This is a genomic window from Corynebacterium stercoris (assembly GCF_024160105.1).
GTDB classification, from domain to species: Bacteria; Actinomycetota; Actinomycetes; order Mycobacteriales; family Mycobacteriaceae; genus Corynebacterium; species Corynebacterium stercoris.
Window position 1 is genome coordinate 1 of the sequence record NZ_JAMFTQ010000020.1, and the last position, 18728, is coordinate 18728.

Here is an 18728-nt window from a genome sequence, read left to right on the forward strand (position 1 = left end):
TACCTGCTGCGGCTCTAGACCCTTGCCGTAAAGCTCGACGGCACGCTCACGAACCGCCAACGGGTAATTCATCTGGAACTCCTCACCGATGGCCGAGGGTTCACAGGAAAGCTTCAGTCCCTGAGAGGGCTTTCTGCAGAAGTGAGGTAAACGTCTGCAGCCCTGGGTGGCGCTGAGAGCTCCAGTTGCTGCCCCAGCACCGCCGCGCATGGCCGCCGACTCTGCCAAACCCGCGCAAGCTGGTAATATGGTGTGACGTTGCATGACTAGACACATTGGCGGCATCGATGATCGCCAAAACATAGACCCAAGGAGAGGGATCTTTTGAGCAACTTCACGCCCAAGAATTCGTACGACGTGTTTGTTGATGAGGAATTCGGGATCACCGAGGCAGTCGCCACCATCGATAACGGCGACTTCGGCTCCCGCAGCATCCGGTTCGAAACCGGCCAGCTCGCCCGCCAGGCGGACGGCTCCGTCACTACCTACCTGGACGACGAGACGATGATGCTGTCCACCGTGACTGCATCCAACCAGCCGCGCGAGGGCTTCGACTTCTTCCCGCTGACCGTGGACGTTGAGGAGCGCATGTACGCCGCGGGCAAGATCCCGGGCTCGTTCTTCCGCCGCGAGGGCCGCCCGTCCACTCAGGCCATCCTGGCTTGCCGCCTGATTGACCGCCCGCTGCGCCCGACGTTTGTCAAGGGTCTGCGCAACGAGGTGCAGGTGGTTGTGACTGTGATGTCGATTGACCCGCAGGAGTACTACGACGTCGTGGCCATCAACGGCGCGTCCGCGGCGACGCAGCTGTCCGGCCTGCCGGTTTCCGGCGCGGTCGGCGGCGTGCGCATGGCGCTAATTGCCGACGACAAGCACCCGGAGGGCCAGTGGGTTGCCTTCCCGAACCACGCGCAGCACGAGCGCGCGCTCTTCGAGATGGTCGTCGCCGGCCGCATCGTCGAGCGCAAGCGCGGCCGCCGCACCGAGCAGGACGTCGCCATCATGATGGTGGAGGCTGGCGCTGGTGCGAACGTCGTGAAGCTTATTGCCGACGGCTACCCGGCACCGACCGAGGAGACCGTCGCGCAGGGTCTGGAGGCGGCGAAGCCGTACATTAAGACCCTCTGCGAGGCGCAGGCTGCCCTGGCTGAGAAGACTGCCAAGGACGCCAAGGAGTTCCCGCTCTTCCCGCCGTACTCGGACAAGGTCTACGACGCGGTGGAGAAGAAGACCGCCAAGCGTCTGGGTAAGATCATGACCATCGCCGGCAAGCACGAGCGCGAGGACGCCTCCAACGAATACATGGAGGAGATCGAGGCTGAGCTCATCGGCCGCTTCGCCAACGCGGACGATGCCGACGAGACCTCCGCGGCGTCCAAGGAAATCCGCGCGGCATACAACGCTGTGCAGAAGAAGATCGTGCGCGAGAAAATCCTCACCGAGGGCTTCCGCATCGATGGCCGCGGTGTCACCGACATCCGCGACCTCGAGGTTGAGGTTGAGCTCATCCCGCGCGCCCACGGCAGCGCCCTGTTCGAGCGCGGCGAGACCCAGATCCTCGGCGTGACCACCCTGGACATGCTGAAGATGGAGCAGCACATCGACTCCCTCCACCCGGAGGACACGAAGCGCTACATCCACCACTACAACTTCCCGCCGTACTCCACCGGCGAGACCGGCCGCGTTGGCTCCCCGAAGCGCCGCGAGATCGGCCACGGTGCCCTCGCCGAGCGCGCGTTGGCGCCGGTCATCCCGACCCGCGAGGACTTCCCGTACACCATCCGCCAGGTCTCCGAGGCTCTCGGCTCCAACGGCTCCACCTCGATGGGCTCCGTCTGCGCCTCCACGCTGTCGCTGTACAACGCCGGTGTGCCGCTGGCTGCACCGGTGGCCGGCATTGCCATGGGCCTCGTTTCCGGCGAGGTCAACGGCGAGACCGAGTACGTGGCGCTCACGGACATCCTCGGTGCTGAGGATGCCTTCGGCGACATGGACTTCAAGGTTGCCGGCACCAGCGAGTTCATCACCGCGCTGCAGCTGGACACCAAGCTGGACGGCATTCCGTCCAACGTGCTCGCGTCCGCGCTGAACCAGGCGCGCGAGGCCCGCGAGACCATCCTCGAGACCATGGCTGAGGTCATCGACGGCCCGGACGAGATGAGCCCGCTGGCCCCGAAGATCACCACCGTCAAGGTCCCGGTGTCCAAGATCGGCGAGGTCATCGGCCCGAAGGGCAAGACCATCAACCAGATCACCGAGGACACCGGTGCGGAGATCACCATCGAGGACGATGGCACGATCTACGTCTCCGCAACTCAGGGTTCCGCTGCTGACGCCGCGATCGAGAAGATCAACGCAATCGCGAACCCGCAGATGCCGAAGGTGGGCGAGCGCTACCTGGGTACCGTTGTCAAGACTGTGGCGTTCGGTGCGTTCGTGTCCATTCTTCCGGGCACCGATGGGCTCATCCATGTCTCCAACCTGGGCGGCAACACCCGCGTGGAGAATGTCGAGGATGTCATCAAGGTCGGGGACAAAGTTGAGGTGGAAATCCGCGACATCGACAACCGCGGCAAGATCTCGCTCGTCCCGGTCGAGGACGGGGAGTAATACCGTAATTTAACCCGGATTGATCCGTAGTAATTGCGTGATAGGATTCCAGCATGCCGGAGAGAACCGCTGCTTTGGAGCGGGAAGCCCAACGTTGGAATCCCCGGGTCTGGCACCGCAAGGTGTCGCGTCCCGTTTCAGTGTGGATAGTGGTATTTCTCTGCGTAGGATTAGCCCATCCACTGATCCCGGAATCACGGTGGCTCCTCGTCCACATCTTTACGCTGGGCATTCTGACCAACTCGATCATGGTCTGGTCCCAGAACCTTACTGAACGCTTCCTACACAAACGGCTCGATGATGCAGCTCGCCCAGCGCAACTGCTGCGATCGCGGTTGCTCAACGCTGGAATACTGGTGGTGCTTGCTGGCCAGATTCTTCGGCCCATCCTTGCGTCGCACTGGCTGATCACGGCTTGCGGTGCGATTGTCGTATGCGTGGTCGCGGCTTGGCATAGTTTAGTGATCTTCCGCCAACTTCAAGCTGCGGGTCAAACGCAACGCTTTCGCCCGGTAGTTGGCGGGTACGTTGTCTCTGCTGTGTCGCTCGTTGTTGGCACGATCTTTGGTATCGCTCTTGCGGTTGACCTACCGGGCCAATGGCAGAGCCGAATTTTGGTGGCACACTTGCTGAGCAATCTCGGGGGGTTCGTGGGGTTGGCCGCGGCCGCGTCGCTGACCGTGCTCTTCTCAGCCATGTGGCGAGTTAATGGCACATTTGATAGGCCCGGCGCCATGCTTGGAGTTGCATGCGTGGGTGTTTGCATCGGAGTTGTCGGAGCGCTAACAGGGAATGGAGTCCCTGTAGGCGTCGGTTTGTTGTGCTACGCGGGGGCATGGGCTTTTGCGCTTCAAACATGGCTAGCCGCGGTTTTGCGGACAGTGGGTGAACCAAAACAGCGTGCTACCTACTGGAGCCTGTCCGCGCTCGCCGCAGTTGCCTGGCTCGTTGCGTCAGCTGTGTGGCTAGGCGTGCAATTCCTCACCGCTGATGATTTTGGATTGTCCGGCGCCGCACCGGTGCTTCCGCTCCTGCTCGGGTTCGCGGCCCAGCTGCTGTTCGGGACGATGAGTTACTTGCTTCCTACCACGATGGGAGGAGGCCCATCGGCCACTCGTGCAGGTTTAGCTGAGCAGAACCGTGGAGGGGTCGCTCGCGTCATACTGTTCAATGCGGCGCTGATCTGCTGGCTATTGGTCCCAGGTTCGATCGCGAAGATCGCGTTCAGCCTAGTGGTGTTTGGCTGTCTCACCGCGTTTTTGCCGTTGACAGCCCGCGCAGTACGTGCGCAACGAGCTGTACTTACCGCCCAATGATCATTCTCGAACGAAGACGTCGTAGACCATTCCCATTGCCTTGTGGCCCGCTTTTGTACACCAGCCCTGGGTGTCCGATTCGAACGTGCCGAAGTCAAAAACCACGGAATCACCTGGGTAGATCGGTCCAGTGAAGCCGCTGCCGAGCTTCAGGTTGTGCTCGCGCGAGTCGTCGTTAGTAATCCGCAGCACTACAGGAGTCGATGAATCGACCTCAATGCTCGACGGGGTGAAATCCATGCCGGTGATGCGGATATCCTGCAGCACCGGGCCACCTGGTGGGTGGGATGGGCTGCCACGCAGCACGGCGCAGTATGCCACAGTCGTAATGAACGCGACGATAATTAGCCATGCGAGCGAGTCAGCGCGTCGTGAAACCAGTGAGGTCGGGCGGTTAGTTCTGGAGTGCTTCATCATATGCTGCGCTTCACCTTCGTCATCGAGATCAAGAGGGTTGAGACATGCCAAACGACGGCTGCGGTCATGCAGACAGCGCCAACGACCGGAGAGAGTAAGACGGCGACGCACCCGCCGAGGTTGAGTAACACTGCCCGGAAGCAAAGACCCGCCGCAAGACGGTCGCGGGCACCGGCATTACCAGTAAGCACTGGAATCAGCTGTGACGTTGCCCCCAGAATCGACTGGGCAAAGCCGGCGCCAAGAAGTGCGAGCAGTCCACCCGCAGTGCTGAGACGCGCAGTCGAGCCGAAAATGAGCGCGACCGCGTCTCCGCCCATGCACGCAAGGACCCAAAGCGTGCCGCAGGTAATGTGAACGGTAGCGACATTGAGGGACGCGACGGGACGGGTTAACTCAGCGATTATCGGCAGCAACACCCACGCCGATGTCAGTGCAAGACCCACCAAAATTAGGCCTCCGGTGCGTGACCACCCAGCCGCAATGCACGCTGCGGTAACTGCCACCGCAAGACCATGCGCCACGAAAACCCGCGCGTCGCGGAATCGAAGGACTGTGGGCACTCCCGCAACCGTTGGCAGAAGCGTAATCACCGTTCCCATCAGGACAGTCCATCCAAAACCCCACACTGCGGAACGTGCATGCGCCGCGACCAACGCATCATGGCGGTCGGTGAATTGCGCCGCAATGGCTAACCCGATCGCTAGTGCGAGCAGTAGGCAAGCGACAACGTAGGCCCACGATGTGGTCGCAAGGTGGTTTGCGAGGGCTCGCTGGTGCATCCGAGTAAGTGTTGCTGCATGCCAGAGGATGACGGCTGCGGCGAGACACGCCGCCACTGTATGCGCCGTTGTCCAGCCGGGCCGCAGAAGCATTACCATCAGACAGCCCTGGAGGATCAAGATTTTGGCTGCCAATGGTCGCAGTGCTGGTAATGGTCCACGGGTAAGTGTCGCCGTGAAGTGGGTAGAGTACCCGATTACTGCACTAGTGAGCGCTCCAAGAGTGAATGTGTGGATGCATGCCCACCACGAGATCGATGCACCGCTGGCCGCACTCATGCCTAATATCGCTGAAATGAGTATCCATGCACCAATGAGGATGCCTAGGGTTTTCTGCCATGCAACGTGCGCGGCCGCGTTATTTTTCACGACTTTTATCGTACAATTTTTAACGACAGGCACTGCAGCTTTCCTGTGAACCTCGGTCGTCGGTGAGGAGTTCTCGATGATTTACCCGGTGGCGGTTCGCGAGCGTGCCATCGAGCTTTATCTCAAAGTGTGCGGAGTACACCACCACCGCGGTAGTGATCACTCCGATTATGAGCGTGTGGATATTCGCCCAGAAGGAAACTGGCCCGATCCGCCCGCCGAGCGCGGTGGCATTGACAGCGACAGCGGTTATGAGCCAGATGAGGATAACCGCTCCTAGTGCGGCATTCCATAATCGGTGCGCAGCGATACTCTTGTTTTACACGGAAATTATCGTACTATTTCTTGTATGGATTACCAGGACCAGTTGGTTGCGCCGTGTTCAACGGCGACGGCGATGGAAAGGGCCGCGTCTGCGAGCGCAAAGCAACGCGAGGTGCTTGAAGCAATCCGTCGCCGCGGCGGGGCTGCACGCGTCAACGACATTGCCGCAGCGGTTGGCGCGCACACCAACACGGTTCGGGGGCACCTCGAGGTGCTCATGGATGCAGGAGTTATTACCGCGGAATCCCAAAAGACACCGGGTCGCGGGCGACCGTGGCTGTTGTACTGCCTCCGTTCTCCGAGGCCTATTGAGCTGGTCAGTGAGTATATTGGCCTCGTCGAGGTGCTTGCTGCTGAGATCAGGCGCCGTGCATCGGCGGCCGACGTCGACATCGCCAACCATGCCGAGGAATTAGGCCGCGCGTGGGCAAAGCGAGGTGTGCGGACCGGCATCGAGGGGGCAGATGCGGAGATCGCCGGTGATAGCACTCCGTGGATCGAAGCCGACGACCCTACGGGTGCTGCGCTCCGAGACCTTCGGCGGCTCGGATTTGACCCGTACGACCGGGGCGATGCCACGATCGGCCTGCGTGCCTGCCCGTTCGTCCGCGCTGACGGCACCGCACCGGATGCGGTCATCTGCCATATCCACGCCGGATACATCCGTGAGCGCGCGGGCCGCAACTCCGTTGGGCTCGTGCCATTCGACCGCCACGGTGAATGTGGCATCGGTCTTAATGTTGACGAAGAAACGAGGGACGAAGCATGGACACAATAACCGGCTTACAACAGCCCCGCACCGCAGAATCTCGCCCCCGAGGTAGCGACACCGTATCGCGCCCGGAGGTGAAGGTGATCGGGCGCTACGCCGACACTACGGTTGTACGAATCGGGTTTGCTGCTGGAAACGTGATGCCGGAGCACAAGGTCGAGCACCCCATCATCGTGATGGGGCAAACCGGACGTGTCCGTTTTACTGCCGAAGGTTCAACGGTTGTAATCCAGCCTGGCACTGCGGTGCACCTTGATGCCGGCATTCCGCACGACCTGTTCGCCGACGAAGCTTCGACCGTAACCTTGATCATCGTCAGTGGCGTTTAGCCCGCCGCTGGAACCGGCGGCGAGCTTATGGGGCTTCGTGCTTTTCGACGCTACTTTTTACGGCCCTTCAGCAGCTGTCGCACTGCAACCGCGGCGAGGGCACCGATCGCGGCCTTCGCTCCGATGCCGAGGGCCCCGCTGGATGCCTTTGGTGCCTTGGACACCTTGGTATCGGTGTCAGCCTCCGCCTCAGCCGGTGCTTCCTCACCGTGGCCGTACGGTGCGGCGAGCTTGGGCTCCTTGTACTCGCCGTCGATCATGCCGGCCTTGATCATCATGGAGCGGCCCGGCTCCATGTAGCGCTTGTCCTCCGGGAGGATCTCGAAGAGCTTGCGCACGGCATCGGCGATGCGGTCGAAGCGCTTCTGATCCTTCTCGGTCCACGGCAGGTCGAGGATTTCGCGCTGCTTGTCGTTGAGCGTGCCGTAGGTCATCCAGATCAGGGAGTTCATGAAGGGCTTCCAAATGACCTTCCACACGGCCTCCGGCACGCCGTCCGGCGCCTTCACCGGCTCGACGCGGGCGGTGCGCAGCGCAAAGTCCACGGTCTCGTTGCGCTCGAGAACGGTGTTCTCCATCTCCTCGAAGTACTTGATGTAGCCGTCGAGCGTGTCAATCACCGGGCGCTCGGACATGCCGTACATGTCCCACCAGGTCACGCCCTCCTGGATGATCTGCTCCTTCTCCTCGTCGGTGAACGGGGTGCCGAAGAGGTCCTGCGCCCAGATCACGCGCCACACGAAGGTGGCGTGCGCCCACCAGTACACGTCCGGGTTGAGGGAGTGGTAGCGCGTGCCGTCGCGAAGCGTGCCCTTGATGCCGTGGTGGTAGTCGCGGATCTGTTTGGCGCGCGTGCCGTCGTCGTAGATCGAGTAAATGATCTGCGGGGTGGAGCGCTCGAGGCGGGAGAACGGCTCCTCGAAGAACTTGGAGTGATCCAAAAGCGACTTGCCGATTGCCGGGTGCATGTTCTGGAGCACGCCGGTGTAGCCGCGCAGCAGGTGGAGGCGGTTGTCCGCGCCCCACTGCCAGAGCAGGGAGTCTGGGCCCAGCGGCGCGCGCTTCAGTTCGCGCTTGCCGCGGTTACCGGAGTCATCGAACTTGCCGAGGGAATCAAAATCCTTGCTCACCTCGCCGTTTTCCGGCCGGGCATCCTCGTTGTAGTTGTACTCGGGGTTTTCCTGGGACATTTCGTGGTCACTCCTGCGCTCGAGGACGGAAACTAGCTATATGTGAACCGTATCACGACTGATCCTGGCATGAGACCAAGATCACTTAGTTTTGGGGTCCTCGCTATCCCTGTGCCCCATCAGCTCCTTGCGGCGGTGCCACGCGTAGAGCCCGGCGCCTGGGGAGAGTCCGATGAGCAGACCCCACTTGGACTTCGCTGGATCATCCAAATCCTCCCGTGAAATGTCGCGCAGCGTCAGGCCCACGGCAGTCAGGCCAGCCACGAGCAACAGCACTACAAAACCAATGCCCAGCCACGCCGTAGCGGTCATTCGGACGCTCCTCCTCTCGGATGGGTACTACTGCTGGAAGTCCACGACCACGCGGGTCGGATTCTCCAGCACGTAAATGTTGTAGGGGCGCACCTTGTCCAGGCCGATAACGTACTGGGTGTCCGCCTCGAACACGCCGCCGTGCACCACGCCCTGCACGTTGCCCGCCCCCACCAAGCCACCGCCCGGGGCGACGCGAACCGGTCCGACGCCGATCAAGTCCTCGCGCTGGGACATCATCATCATGGGTGTGCCCTGAATCATCACCTCGAGAAACGCGTTTCCCTTGAGCCCCTCAAGCGGGTAGCCCGATGCCTGTTGGCGGGGATCGGCGTTGTAGCCCGCGATGAAGCCCGGCGTGCCGGGGCCCGCGTACTCGAACACCACGCGGTCGTACCCGTCGTGCGTGCCCGCGCGCACATCTTGGATTACCAGTTCCGGCGCGCCCTGCGACGGCACGCGCACGCCGTCGGTAGTGAATACGGACTGCGGCGCTTCCGTATCGGCCGGCTCCACCGTGGTCTCCACCGTCTCGGTGACAGGTGGCGCAGTCTCCGTCGTCGTCTCCTCGCTCGTCGACACCGCCGCGCTGGTGAACGTTGTCGGTTCCGCCACCTGCTGCGTTTCTTGCCCGCAGGCGGTCAGCAGCAGAGCGGCACCCGCCAGCAGTGCGACGCTTTTCGACGTTCGATTCACATGCGTTCCCATAAGTTCCGACTATATGGGCGAAAATGCGGGCGTCGGCAGGCAAATGCCCAATTGTGAAGCAATCGTTAACCGTGGATACGATGGCCAGCATGATCAAAGTTGGTGTGCTTGGTGCCAAGGGGCGCGTCGGCTCCGCTGTTGTCGCAGGTGTGAACGCTGCGGAAGATCTGGAGCTAGTCGCCGAGATTGACCGCGACGATTCGCTGGAGGCGCTCGTGGACGTCGGCGTGGAGGTGATCGTCGACTTCACCACACCGAACGTGGTGATGGACAACCTCGAGTTCTGTATCAGCCACGGCATCCACTGCGTGGTGGGTACCACCGGCTTCGACGACGAGCGCTACGAGCAGGTGCGCAAGTGGTGCGCCGCCGCAGACGGCATCGGTGTGCTCATCGCCCCCAACTTCGCCATCTCCGCCGTACTGACCATGGCGTTCGCACGTCAGGCCGCGCCGTATTTCGAGTCCGCTGAGGTAGTGGAGTACCACCACCCGAACAAGCTGGACGCGCCGAGCGGTACCGCGATCAAGACTGCTCAGGGCATTGCGCGCGCCCGCCGCGAAGCCGGCATGGAGCCGATGCCTGACGCAACCGAGCAGTCGCTCGACGGTGCGCGCGGAGCCAACGTTGACGGTGTCAAGGTGCACGCCGTGCGCATGACCGGCATGGTGGCGCACGAGGAAGTGATCTTCGGCACCCGGGATCAGTCCCTGACCATCCGCCAGGATTCCTACGGCCGCGAGTCCTTCGTCTCGGGCGTGCTCACCGGTGTCCGCGAGGTGGCAGGCCACCCCGGCCTGACTGTGGGCCTCGACGCGTACCTGGGGCTGTAGCGCCGTGGCAGTGGAGTCCGAGCTCGACGTCCAGCTCATCGCCGCTACCCAGTTCACGCTGCCGACCGGTGTCGACTGGGCGGCTGACGAGACGGCGACGGACGCGGAGGCGCTCGTCGAGTTCGCGGGCCGCGCCTGCTACGAGACGTGGGAGAAACCCAACCCGCACACCCGCGCCAACGATGCGTACCTGCGCCACATCATCGATGTCGGCCATGACGCACTTCTCGAGCATGCGACGGCCACACTGTATATCCGCGGTCTGTCCCGCTCGGCGGGTAACGAGCTGCTGCGCCACCGCCACTTCTCCTTTTCCCAGCTCTCCCAGCGATACGTGCACTCCGGCGCCGGGGAAGTCGTCGTGCCGGACGCGATCGCCGAGGATGAAGATCTGCGCCGGTTGTTCCTCCGGGCGGTCGACGATGCCCGCTTCGTGCACGACGAGCTGCTCGCGGCGCTCGAGGAAAACATGGCCGCCGAGTCGAACGCGCTGCTCCGCGCGAAGAAGGCCCGCCAGGCCGCACGCGCGATCCTGCCGAATGCCACCGAGACCCGTTTCGTGGTCACCGGCAACTACCGCACATGGCGGGCGTTTATCGCCGCCCGGGCCTCCGAGCACGCGGACACCGAGATTCGCGCGCTGGCGATTCGCTGCCTTGAGATCCTCCGCGAGCAGTCGCCAGTCCTCTTCAGCGACTTCCTCGTGAGCGAGCTTGCCGACGGCTCAAAGATGGCGACCACCCCGTACCTTTCTTAAGCTTTCGCCGTGCCGCGGGCGAGTGGTGTGCTTTGTCATGATTGCGCGGGGTAGTCTGTGTTTTCATGGGCACATCTCTGAAAGTTAACCGAGGGGCCGAAATCTTCGGCACTGCCTGCGTCGCAATGGTCACGCCGTTCACCAAAGACGGCGACGTCGACCTCGATGCAGGGCGACGGTTGGCTGCCCACCTCGTGGACAACGGCATCGACAGCCTCGTCCTCGCCGGTACGACCGGCGAGTCGCCCACCACAACCACGGAGGAGAAGCTCGCGCTGCTGCGCGCGGTGAAAGAAGAAGTGGGGGACCGCATCCCGCTGATCGCGGGTGCCGGCACGAACAACACCCGTACCTCGGTGGAGCTGGCCAAGGCATCGGCGGAAGCTGGTGCGGACGCGCTCCTCGTGGTCACCCCGTACTACTCCAAGCCATCCCAGACCGGGCTGCTCGCGCACTTTACGGCGGTAGCCCAGGCAACGGATCTGCCGATCTGCCTGTACGACATTCCGGGCCGCTCGGGCATTCCGATCGCGGGCCAGACCATCGCCGAGCTGGCGAAGCTGGACACCGTCCAAGCAGTGAAGGACGCGAAGGGCAACTTCTTCGAGGCAGCCGAGCTCATCGAATCGACTGGGCTGGCGTGGTACTCGGGCGATGACCCGCTGAACCTGCCGTGGTTGGCGTTGGGCGCGACGGGCTTCATCTCCGTCGTCGGGCACGCGGCTCCGCGCGCCCTGAAAGAGTTGCTCACGAGTTTTGAGGCTGGCGACCTCGCCCGATCACGGGAAATCAACGCCGGCACCATTGATGTCCTAGCGCGCCACCAGGCGGTGCTGGGCGGTGTCACGTTTGCGAAAGCTGCTCTGCGTCTGCAGGGCATCGAAGTGGGAGACCCGCGGCTGCCCGTCGTTTCGGCGACTGAGGCGCAGCTGGAGGCGCTCCGAGAAGACATGGAAAAGGCTGGAGTCCTTTAGATATGAATGAACCCCGTAACCGCGCCCGGAAGGTGACGCGGAAAGCAGGCCCGCCGGAACCCGTTGACCAGCAGCCGGTATTCCAGGCGCCTGAGACGGCACCCGAGGCCGGCGGCTCGCGCGTTGAGCGCGACGAGCGCCTGTCCCGCGAGGGCGGCGACGGCACCGGCCAATTCCCCGAGCGCGGCCAGAACAATAGCGGCCGCGACAGTAACCGCAGTGGCAACGACAGCGGCGCGCAGCATAACGGTAACGGCGGCAACAACGGCAACGGCGGCCAGGATAACGGCAACGGCCGGAACCGTCGTCGTGGCCGCGGCCGCGGCGGCAACGGAGGCGGCGACCGCCGAAACCCGGTGAAGTCGATGCAGGGTGCCGACTTGACGAAGCGCCTGCCCGCCCCGCCGAAGGCGGCGAACAATACGCTGCGCATCTACGCGCTCGGCGGCATTTCCGAGGTTGGTCGAAACATGACCGTCTTCGAGTACAACGGCCGCCTGCTCATCGTCGACTGCGGCGTGCTGTTCCCGAACTCCGGCGAGCCCGGCGTCGACCTCGTGCTGCCTGACTTCGGCCCGATCGAGAACAAGCTGGACAAGGTCGAGGCGCTCATCGTCACCCACGGCCACGAGGACCACATCGGTGCGATCCCGTGGCTGCTTAAGCTGCGCCACGACATTCCGATTTACTCCTCGCGCTTCACCAACGCGCTGATCGCCGCGAAGACGCGCGAGCACCGCCAGAAGCCGAAGCTCCACGAGGTGGACCGCAACTCCGACATCACCGTCGGCCCGTTCCGCGTCCGTTTCTGGCACGTCAACCACTCCATCCCGGAATGCTTGGGCGTGTCCATCAAGACCGGTGCTGGCCACGTGGTGATGACGGGCGACGTGAAGCTCGATCAGACCCCGTACGACGGCAAGCCGACGGACGTGCCGGCGCTGTCCCGCTTCGGCGATGAGGGCATCGACCTGTTCATGTGCGATTCCACCAACGCCACCATCCCGGGCATCTCCTCCTCTGAGGCCGGTATCGAGGAAACCCTGACCCGCCTGGTCGGCCAAGCTCGCCAGCGCGTTGTCATCGCCTCCTTCGCCTCGAACGTGGCGCGTGTGCAGATGGCTATCAACGCTGCAGTGGCGAATCACCGCAAGGTTGCCTTCAACGGCCGCTCCATGCTGCGCAACATGGAGATTGCGGAGAAGATGAGCCTGCTCAAGGCGCCGAAGGGCACAATCATCCCGATCGAGGAAGCCGCCAAGATGGCACCGCACAAGACGGTGCTCATTACCACCGGCACCCAGGGTGAGCCGATGGCTGCGCTTTCTCGCATGTCCCGCCGCGAGCACCGCCAGATCACCATCCGCGACGGCGACACCATCATCATGTCCTCCTCCCTCATTCCGGGTAACGAGGAAGCGGTGTTCGCCGTGATCAACAACCTCGCCCAGATCGGCGCGAACGTGATCACCAACTCGGAGGCGCACGTGCACGCGTCCGGCCACGGCTACGCAGGCGAGCTGCTCGCGCTGTACAACGCCGCGCGTCCGACCTGCGCGATGCCGGTGCACGGCGAGTGGCGCCACATGCGCGCGAACAAGGAGCTGGCGATTTCCACTGGCGTGCGCCCGGAGAACGTCGCCCTTGCGCAGAACGGTGTCGTGGTGGACATGCAGAAGGGCAAGGTCAAGGTGGTCGGCCAGTACCAGGTGGGTCAGCTCTACGTGGACGGCGAGACGATGGGTGACGTGGACCTCGACGTGTTGGCGGACCGCACCTCGCTCGCATCCGGCGGTGTCGTGTCCATCACCTGCGTGATCGACGACCGCACCGGCCGCCTGCTGTCCGCGCCGACGGTGTCCACCACGGGCTGGTCGGACGACGACCGCGACTTCAACAAGCGCGTCGTCGAGGGTGTCGAGGGCGTCATGAACGACCTTGCCGCCGAGGGTGAGAACGACCCGTTCCGCATGGTGCAGCAGCTGCGTCGCAAGGTGTCCCGCGCGATCGAGCAGAAGTACCGCCGCGAGCCGGTGATCCTGCCGACGATCGTGCCGATGGCCGCCGATCTCGGCCCCGTCGACGATCACGACGTTTCCTCCGCCCGCGAGTCCCTCTAAGGGACATTCGCTTGCCGACGCCCCCAGTGCCGCCCATGGCGCTGGGGCATCGCTATGTGGTCTGTAACACGTTCGCCGGGTCCTGCGAATAATTAAGCATGCACACCACCTCTCGGTTACTTGCCAGTGCTCTCGCAGCCGCAGCCGTTCTCACCGTGTCTGCGGGTCCTGCGCTCGCCGATGATGTCGATTGGACCGGCGGTCGTCCGCTGCCGCCCGGTACGCCCGTCCCGTACGACCCGGGCTATGCGTCCCAGTGGCGCAGCTACAACGTGGTCAAGTTCGGCGACCCGAACTACCGCAACCCCGATGTCCAGGGCATCCGCGTCGTGGGCAAATTCGACCAGAACTGGATCATGTGCCACATGAACGCGAAGGGCGGCCTGGGCTCGTGCTACGTCAACGGCCAGGCGGCGCTCGAGCTCGGCTACGCCAACTACGGCAAGGTTGTCACCGTGGACCCGGTGGTCAAGCCTTTCGCACCTATCATCTCGTTCTTCGTCCACCTCCCGAGTAACCTGGCTGCGCTAAGCTCCTGGGCGGGGCTTTCGTACCGCTACTAGACCCGAATTTCGAGGTTTCTCCCATGAAGAAGATCGCTGCTTCCGCCCTTGCTGCCCTCACCGCCGTGACTCTTGCCGCCGCGCCGGCGGGTGCGAGTCCACGTGAAGTCCGCCCCGGTACCCCGGTCCCGTTCGAGGCGCCGTTCATGATGCGGTGGCTCGAGTACGACGTGGTGCGCCCCGGCGAGTCGAACCCGGATTCCCACGCCGTCGAGGTGCTGGGCAGCTACCCGCATGATTACATCCTGTGCCTCTGGAGCAAGGGCGGTATCGGCGAGTGTCACATGCCCGGCATGCAGGTGACCGATCTCGGCCCGGGCCGCGACTCCGTCAAGCGCGTGACCGTTGATCCCGCTATCGCGTTCTTTGCGCCGGTTTTCCGCCTGCGCGGCCAGTTCATGCACTTCGCCTACCACAACCCCTTTCTCGCGCTTTCGGCTCGATCCTCGTTCTAAAGTTCTGGCTACGCTGGGGCCATGACTTTTGCGAAGAAAGAACGCGAGCGCCTCGGCGAGCTCCTTCTCGAGGTCGGCCCGGATGCTCCCACGTTGAACGACGGCTGGACGACCCACGACTTGGCCGTCCATCTCCTTATCCGCGAGCGTAAGCCCTGGGCCACGCCGGGCATGTTCGTGTCCCCGCTGGAGCCGATCCTGGAGAAAGAGACGGAAAAGCAAAAGGCTCGCCCGTACGAGGATGTGGTCCGGGAATGGATGGCTGGACCGCCGGCGCTCATCAAGCCGGTGGATAGCGCGATGAACACCGCCGAGCACTTCATCCACCATGAGGATGTGCGCCGCGGCGGCGGGGAGATTGCGCCCCGCGAATTCAGTCAGGCTGTGAACAAGCAGCTGCTTCAGTGGGCGAAGCGTTTCGGTGCGCTTGCGTTCCGCTCCTCCGATGTGCCCGTGGTGCTCACGCCGCCAACGCTGCCGCCCATCACGCTCGGCGGGAAGAAGGGCGTTACTGAGCGCGGCGACAACGTGATCCGCGTCAGCGGTGAGCCGGGCGAGTTGCTGATCTGGGTGTCTGGGCGCGACACGGCACAAGTCGAAATTTCCGGCAACACTGCGGCAGCCGCCAAGCTCGAGCGCGGCGTCTAAGCACGTTCCTTAACGATTCCCGTCTCGCCCCGTGTGGCAGATGGGATGAATGTGACATGAGGTACTACTGTTACTTGCATGTCTGTCAAAAATTCCGCACCACGCTCCACGCGCGCCCGAACCGGCCCGGAAAGCAGCCGCTCACTGCAGGCCCGTCCGGGATCGCGCGGCCACGTGCGGGATCACGGCGGCCCCGTGTCCATGACCCATCCGCCGACCTCATCCATGGTCGCCGCGGAAACTGCGGACGAGCGCGTCGGGTCAGCCACAAAGGTAGTGGGGGAGTCCATCGGTTCGGCCGCCCGCTGGGTCGGCTCGGCGTTCGCCGGAATCGGTTCCAGCATCGGGGGCAACCGACGCCGCAACCGAGACGAGGAAGATGAGGGCACCTTCGACCCCTTCGGCGCAGAAGGGGAAGAGGAGCCGGCATACCCCAAGAGCTACGACAACTACGCGCCGGAGTACGACGACGAGCCCCAACCCCGCAGCGCGGCTCGTCGTGAGCGCAGTGGGCGCTCGGGGCGCTCAGAGCGCCGCGAGGAGACGCCGGCGCAGAGCGAGCGTCGTGAAGCGGATGCCCCAATTTCCCACGCCGATGCGTGGGGTTTAGTGCTGATCGGTTTCGCGGCCATTATCGGCGCAAGCGTGTGGATGGACATCGCCGGCCCGGTCGGCCACGTTATCGCGCAGGGTTGCCACTGGGTGATCGGTGCGGGCGCATTGATCCTGCCGGTGGTGCTGGTCGGCATCGCCATCGCCCTCATGCTCAACGTGCGCACCCCAGCCGCCGTGCGGGGGCGTGTAGCGCTGGGACTGACGATCATCGCCGTCGCGATGCTGGGCCTCGTGCATGTCTTCGCCGGCACGCCTGCGGATTGGGAGGCCCGCCGCGTCGCCGGCGGCGCCATCGGTGCCCTGTTCGGCGGCATGCTTGCGGCGGCGTTCTCGCCGTACGTCGCGGTGCCGCTGCTCGCGCTCGTCATCATCTACGGCGCCCTGAAAACCACAGGCATCACCGTGCGCGAGGCGTACGACTACCTCAAGGCCCTCATCTCCCAGATGCTTGAGAAGGGTGAGGATCAGGGCTCAGAGCTTGACGACGACGAAGATCCCGCCGACCAGTACTCCCGCGCCAGCCGCGATATCGAGGACATCGCCGAGGGCCGCGAGCGCTCGGATGAGCGCACCACCCAGCTGCGCACGCCTCCGGCGGAGCCTCGCGCACCGCACCGCCCGCCGCGCCAGCCGCGCACCCGCCGCCGCACGCCACTCGACAATTACCCGGCAGACGGCGACGTGGACCAAGACACCGTCATCGACTGGGCCGGGGAGATCGAGGATGACACTGTCGTCGTCCCCCGCGAGTCTGAGGCCGCACCCACGCCCCAGCCGTCGCGTGAGCCGAAGCGCCAGCCGGCGCGCCCGCGTGAGCCGCGCGAGGAGACGCAGGTGCTGCCGCGGGAGGAACCTGCGGAGAAAGCAAATGAGCGTCGTGAAGCACCCGCCCCGGATGCGGTAGACACTTCCCGCGAGGCGATGCGGCAGGCGATCATCGCGCGCAGCGGCATCGACGCGGCGGCTGTGCCTGCGAGCACCCCGAAATCGGAGCTGGAGAAGCCGGCGGCGCCGACGCCGGTGAAGCGTACGCCGCAGGTGCAGTCGGACTACGTGCTGCCGGCGACCGACCTGCTGGTGCCGGGCGCGGCGCCGAAGACCCGCACGCAGGCGAACGACAGGATGATCGAGGCGATCACCGACGTCTTCGAAGAGTTCCACGTGGACGCGCAGGTGACGGGGTTCTCCCGCGGCCCGACAGTGACCCGCTACGAGGTCGAGCTGGGCCCGGGTGTGAAGGTCTCGAAGATCACTAACCTCCAGTCCAACTTGGCGTACGCGGCGGCGACGGACAACGTTCGCCTGCTTACCCCGATCCCGGGCAAGTCCGCCGTCGGCATCGAGGTGCCGAACCAGGACCGCGAAATGGTGCGCCTCCGCGACGTGCTCGACGCGCCGAAGGTCGCCTCAGACGCGGACCCGATGCTCATCGGCCTGGGCAAGGACATCGAGGGCGATTTCGTCGCCGCGAGTGTGCAGAAGATGCCCCACCTGCTGGTGGCGGGCTCGACCGGTTCCGGTAAGTCCGCGTTTGTGAACTCGATGCTGATTTCTCTGCTCACACGCGCGACGCCGGAGGAGGTCCGCCTCATCCTTGTCGACCCGAAGATGGTGGAGCTGACCCCGTACGAGGGCATCCCGCACCTGATCACGCCGATCATCACCCAGCCGAAGAAGGCAGCCGCCGCCCTGCAGTGGCTGGTGGAGGAGATGGAGCAGCGCTACATGGACATGAAGTCCGCGCGCGTGCGCCACATCAAAGACTTCAACCGCAAGGTGCGCTCCGGCGAGCTGACGGCACCTCCGGGCTCGGAGCGCGAGATGCGCCCCTACCCGTTCATCATTTGCGTGGTAGATGAGCTCGCGGATCTCATGATGACGGCCCCGAAGGAGATCGAGGACTCAATCGTCCGCATCACCCAGAAGGCGCGCGCCGCCGGCATCCACCTGGTGCTGGCCACACAGCGCCCGAGTGTGGATGTGGTGACCGGCCTGATCAAGACGAACGTGCCGTCCCGTCTCGCGTTCGCCACCTCGTCGCTCACCGACTCCCGCGTGATCCTGGACCAGGCGGGCGCGGAGAAGCTCATCGGCATGGGCGACGGCCTGTTCATCCCGCAGGGTGCAGGCAAGCCGCAGCGCCTGCAGGGCGCATTCGTCACCGACGAGGAAATTCAGGCTGTCGTTGAGGCCGCCAAGAACCAGTCCGAGCCGGAGTACGTCGAGGGCGTGACCGAGGACAAAGCCGCCGAGGCGAAGCAGATCGACGAGGAGATCGGCAAGGACATGGACGACCTCCTCGAGGCCGTCGAGCTCGTTGTCACCTCCCAGCTCGGGTCCACGTCGATGCTGCAGCGCAAGCTGCGCATCGGTTTCGCCAAGGCAGGCCGCCTCATGGACCTCATGGAAACCCGCGGCGTGGTTGGCCCCTCCGAGGGCTCCAAGGCGCGCGAGGTGCTGGTCAAGCCCGAAGAGCTGGACACCATCCTGTGGATGATCAAGGGCGCGGACCCCGCCGAGGCACCCACCGAGGAGCCCGCGCTTTTCGACGGCAGCGACACCGACGCCGATGCCGACGACACCACCACCACGGTGCAGGCCACCTACAACCCGACCGGCGGAGCGTTCTAGTGA

Annotated in this window: 18 protein-coding genes; 13 read left to right on the top strand and 5 right to left on the bottom strand. The window is 64.0% G+C overall.

What is annotated here, in order from left to right; translation table 11 throughout:
• Positions 1 to 210, bottom strand: a 210-nt coding sequence (locus M5J20_RS10565; RefSeq protein WP_253579387.1) for an immunoglobulin domain-containing protein, incomplete at its 3' end; no start/stop codon positions are given.
• A gap of 114 nt (positions 211 to 324) precedes the next feature.
• Between M5J20_RS10565 and M5J20_RS10570 the strand changes: the two genes are divergently transcribed.
• On the top strand, positions 325 to 2610 hold the full coding sequence (locus M5J20_RS10570) for a polyribonucleotide nucleotidyltransferase (protein ID WP_253579389.1): 2286 nt from the start codon (positions 325 to 327) through the stop codon (positions 2608 to 2610).
• 53 nt (positions 2611 to 2663) lie between these two features.
• Positions 2664 to 3926 (top strand): copper oxidase, encoded by a 1263-nt coding sequence (locus M5J20_RS10575; protein WP_253579391.1) that lies wholly within the window; start codon positions 2664 to 2666, stop codon positions 3924 to 3926.
• Here the strand turns inward: M5J20_RS10575 and M5J20_RS10580 are convergent, their stop codons facing one another.
• The gene (locus M5J20_RS10580) at positions 3927 to 4454 is read right to left on the bottom strand and encodes a cupredoxin domain-containing protein (RefSeq protein ID WP_253579393.1); all 528 of its coding nucleotides are present in this window, start codon (positions 4452 to 4454) and stop codon (positions 3927 to 3929) included. It abuts the gene before it with no gap.
• 1116 nt (positions 4455 to 5570) lie between these two features.
• On the opposite strand from M5J20_RS10580, the gene M5J20_RS10585 reads away from it, so the two are divergent.
• The 3 genes from M5J20_RS10585 to M5J20_RS10595 all read left to right on the top strand — a co-directional run bounded on the left by M5J20_RS10585 (position 5571) and on the right by M5J20_RS10595 (position 6919).
• Entirely contained in the window at positions 5571 to 5774 is a 204-nt protein-coding gene (locus M5J20_RS10585; RefSeq protein ID WP_253579395.1) for a hypothetical protein, read from the top strand.
• A gap of 69 nt (positions 5775 to 5843) precedes the next feature.
• On the top strand, positions 5844 to 6596 hold the full coding sequence (locus M5J20_RS10590) for a helix-turn-helix domain-containing protein (protein WP_253579397.1): 753 nt from the start codon (positions 5844 to 5846) through the stop codon (positions 6594 to 6596).
• The gene (locus tag M5J20_RS10595) at positions 6584 to 6919 is read left to right on the top strand and encodes a cupin domain-containing protein (protein ID WP_253579399.1); all 336 of its coding nucleotides are present in this window, start codon (positions 6584 to 6586) and stop codon (positions 6917 to 6919) included. The genes M5J20_RS10590 and M5J20_RS10595 overlap by 13 nt, the downstream gene beginning before the upstream one ends.
• A 50-nt stretch (positions 6920 to 6969) precedes the next feature.
• Here M5J20_RS10595 and M5J20_RS10600 read toward each other — a convergent pair whose 3' ends face one another.
• From M5J20_RS10600 to M5J20_RS10610, 3 genes are all read right to left on the bottom strand, one after another.
• Positions 6970 to 8109, bottom strand: a complete 1140-nt coding sequence (locus tag M5J20_RS10600) for an oxygenase MpaB family protein (protein ID WP_253579401.1) — start codon at positions 8107 to 8109, stop codon at positions 6970 to 6972.
• Between the two features lie 81 nt (positions 8110 to 8190).
• Positions 8191 to 8421 carry a hypothetical protein gene (locus tag M5J20_RS10605; RefSeq protein ID WP_253579403.1) on the bottom strand — a complete coding sequence of 77 codons (231 nt, stop codon included), beginning with the start codon at positions 8419 to 8421 and terminating at the stop codon, positions 8191 to 8193.
• 27 nt (positions 8422 to 8448) lie between these two features.
• A complete protein-coding gene (locus M5J20_RS10610) occupies positions 8449 to 9129 on the bottom strand; it encodes an AMIN-like domain-containing (lipo)protein (protein WP_253579404.1) in 681 nt (226 codons plus the stop codon).
• An 89-nt stretch (positions 9130 to 9218) separates the two neighbouring features.
• Between M5J20_RS10610 and dapB the strand changes: the two genes are divergently transcribed.
• From dapB to M5J20_RS10650, 8 genes are all read left to right on the top strand, one after another.
• Positions 9219 to 9962 carry a 4-hydroxy-tetrahydrodipicolinate reductase gene (gene dapB / locus M5J20_RS10615; RefSeq protein ID WP_437177648.1) on the top strand — a complete coding sequence of 248 codons (744 nt, stop codon included), beginning with the start codon at positions 9219 to 9221 and terminating at the stop codon, positions 9960 to 9962.
• A gap of 4 nt (positions 9963 to 9966) precedes the next feature.
• The gene (thyX, locus tag M5J20_RS10620) at positions 9967 to 10719 is read left to right on the top strand and encodes an FAD-dependent thymidylate synthase (protein WP_253579408.1); all 753 of its coding nucleotides are present in this window, start codon (positions 9967 to 9969) and stop codon (positions 10717 to 10719) included.
• Positions 10720 to 10784: 65 nt separating this feature from the next.
• Complete coding sequence (gene dapA, locus M5J20_RS10625; RefSeq protein ID WP_253579410.1) at positions 10785 to 11693, top strand: 4-hydroxy-tetrahydrodipicolinate synthase; 909 nt, start codon at positions 10785 to 10787, stop codon at positions 11691 to 11693.
• Between the two features lie 2 nt (positions 11694 to 11695).
• Positions 11696 to 13813, top strand: coding sequence for a ribonuclease J (locus M5J20_RS10630; RefSeq protein WP_302467804.1), 2118 nt, complete (start codon positions 11696 to 11698; stop codon positions 13811 to 13813).
• Between the two features lie 98 nt (positions 13814 to 13911).
• Complete coding sequence (locus tag M5J20_RS10635; RefSeq protein WP_253579412.1) at positions 13912 to 14376, top strand: hypothetical protein; 465 nt, start codon at positions 13912 to 13914, stop codon at positions 14374 to 14376.
• 23 nt (positions 14377 to 14399) lie between these two features.
• Positions 14400 to 14831, top strand: coding sequence for a hypothetical protein (locus M5J20_RS10640; protein ID WP_253579414.1), 432 nt, complete (start codon positions 14400 to 14402; stop codon positions 14829 to 14831).
• Positions 14832 to 14852: 21 nt separating this feature from the next.
• On the top strand, positions 14853 to 15479 hold the full coding sequence (locus M5J20_RS10645) for a TIGR03085 family metal-binding protein (protein ID WP_253579416.1): 627 nt from the start codon (positions 14853 to 14855) through the stop codon (positions 15477 to 15479).
• A 78-nt stretch (positions 15480 to 15557) separates the two neighbouring features.
• Positions 15558 to 18725, top strand: coding sequence for an FtsK/SpoIIIE family DNA translocase (locus tag M5J20_RS10650; RefSeq protein WP_253579418.1), 3168 nt, complete (start codon positions 15558 to 15560; stop codon positions 18723 to 18725).
• The last annotated feature ends 3 nt before the right edge of the window (positions 18726 to 18728 follow it).